This window comes from Mycobacterium sp., from assembly GCF_035499775.1.
Lineage (GTDB): Bacteria > Actinomycetota > Actinomycetes > Mycobacteriales > Mycobacteriaceae > Mycobacterium.
This window is the reverse complement of sequence record NZ_DATJYB010000550.1, coordinates 1-2100: the sequence shown is the minus strand read 5'-3', so window position 1 is coordinate 2100 and position 2100 is coordinate 1. Positions and strand designations below refer to the sequence as shown.

2 protein-coding genes are annotated in these 2100 nt (G+C 65.9%); both read right to left on the bottom strand.

What is annotated here, in order from left to right; all coding sequences use genetic code 11:
• Positions 1 to 750, bottom strand: a 750-nt coding sequence (locus tag VML93_RS33445) for a hypothetical protein (protein ID WP_325617363.1), incomplete at its 3' end; no start/stop codon positions are given.
• Positions 747 to 1016, bottom strand: a complete 270-nt coding sequence (locus VML93_RS33440; RefSeq protein WP_325617361.1) for a hypothetical protein — start codon at positions 1014 to 1016, stop codon at positions 747 to 749. The genes VML93_RS33445 and VML93_RS33440, both read right to left, overlap by 4 nt.
• Positions 1017 to 2100 lie beyond the last annotated feature (1084 nt).

Here is a 2100-nt window from a genome sequence, read left to right as displayed (position 1 = left end):
CATGTTGTCGTACACGCCGCCGTCGAGCAGCTTGAATTTGCGCGGAGGTGTCCGACTGGCCGCCACACGTTGTTCGGGAAGGCCGAAGCGCTTGAGCGGCAACGACACCACGCTGAAGGCGCCCGGCAACGCCGCAGACGCCTGCGCCGCCTGCGCCGCCCGCAGCGTGCCGGGTGTCCCCCACCCGCTGCGCCAGGAGTAGACGAAGCTGCCCGAGAAGAAGACGTCCTGTCCCATCTGCAGGTCCGTAGCGCACATGATGTGGCAGACGCCGTCGTTCATCGACGACAGCTTGGCCTTGCCCAAGACCGTCGATGCGAACGCGGCAGCGACCACCGCGCTGCGCTGCTGCGATAGCCAGCCGGCCACCGGGAGCGCGACCAGCCATGCCGACACCGTCGACCACCCCGGACACAGGCAACTGACCGCGATCGCCGCGGCCACCACAAGGGCAATGCTCAAGAGGTACAGATATGTCAGCGGCGCCGCCCATAGGGTGCCCCGTCGGGCAATCTGGTAGGCGAACACCTTGGCGTGCCGCCACATCGCATCGGGCTCGACGGTGGCCAGATCGACCTTGGAGCCGAAGAACGCGTTGGTCAGCGATCCGCCCGACACCGACGCCACCGATCCCAGCTGCGCGCCTTTCTCGGCGTCGACGAGATACAGCAAGGCGCCCAGTCCGAACAGCGCGGCGCGGTGTCCTCCGCCCGACATCGCCACCCCGATTGTGGGCTGCGGATCGGTCATCGGCCGCACCCGTGGTGCGCGGCCGTGGCACCGATCACGGCCGATGTCGGCTGTCCCGTGTCGAGCTGTCGGCAGGCCCACAGGCCGGTGCGCGGAGCTTGCTCGTCCTCGCCGGACAACTGGCTGTAAATCGGGTTCCGGAACGCGGTTTGGGCAGGGATCAGCGCCGGGCGCCACCCCGCGGCTGGTGTGGCTGCGGCGCACGCGAAGACCCCGCCCGCGGGGCCGCTCGCGATGGGTCGGACGGTCCCCTGTGCTGTGACCATCGGCTACTCCCCTCGCGAACCGCCGCATGGGCGGGGCAGTGAAATGACTGTCGATCACTCACCCTATTGCCAAGTGAGGGGTGTGCCGCGCATTTCCCCACGGACAGGCCATGTTCCGGGCGAGGTGTCACCCCAGTCGACGCCACCCCGGAGCCGACAGTCGATTACGGACACGGCGAACACCGCGAGATCCGACCGAGGAGCAAACCTTCAGCGATTACGTCAATTCCGCGGAAAGCCAATGCCGCATTATCGCGTCCATCACGCAGACGACGCGGTAGCCATCCCGCGCACCGTCGCCGGCAACAAACTTCTCGAGCCACATCGGCGAATTGTCCACTTGCACTGAGGGATTTCGCATCTGCGTGGGCTCGCACGGTAGCCCACGACCGAAACGGCTTCCGACGGATCAATTCCCCGGCGTCGGCCGACGATCCTGATGATGATGGGCTCGCGTCCGGGTCAGAGCCGAGAGTGACTTCAAGCCCTGGACAGGCGACGACGGTGAAGCCGGCCAGAGCTATCGCCACGGTGCGGATCGGCCCGGCGAAGGGCGTTGCCGTCGCGGCGGGGTTATCTGCGTTGTCGAGCGGGCCGGGTGTGGCGGCGTCGCCAAGCGCAGTGGGGCGCCTCCATTTTCGGTGCGGGGAATCGACTCCCGCGTGCACCGACATGGTCTACCACCGTACCGTCGGACCATTATCCGCACCGCCACGGCCCGACGAGGATCATGGCCCGACACAAGCGCGTGACGGGTAGACGCAGTGGTGCCCCCATGTCGTACCGGGTGCCGCGCAGCGGTGGGGATTGCTGTAGGGACCTATTGATTCGGGCCTTGAAATGATTCAAAAGGGACTATTTGGGATGTTTGCGCATACTTGCCAGCTGATATTCGTGCGCCTGTGTGCCGGGCGGAATAACATTCTCCCCGTATAATTTCGGGGTGGCTGATCCGTGGCCGATCGTGTCTAGAGACAACGAATTCAAGGTGATCCAATCCGCCCTGATGCCCGATAGCGGCGGGTGCGGCGTTGTGCTGATCGGTGATCCGGGAGTGGGTAAGACGACCCTGGCGCGGCTGGTG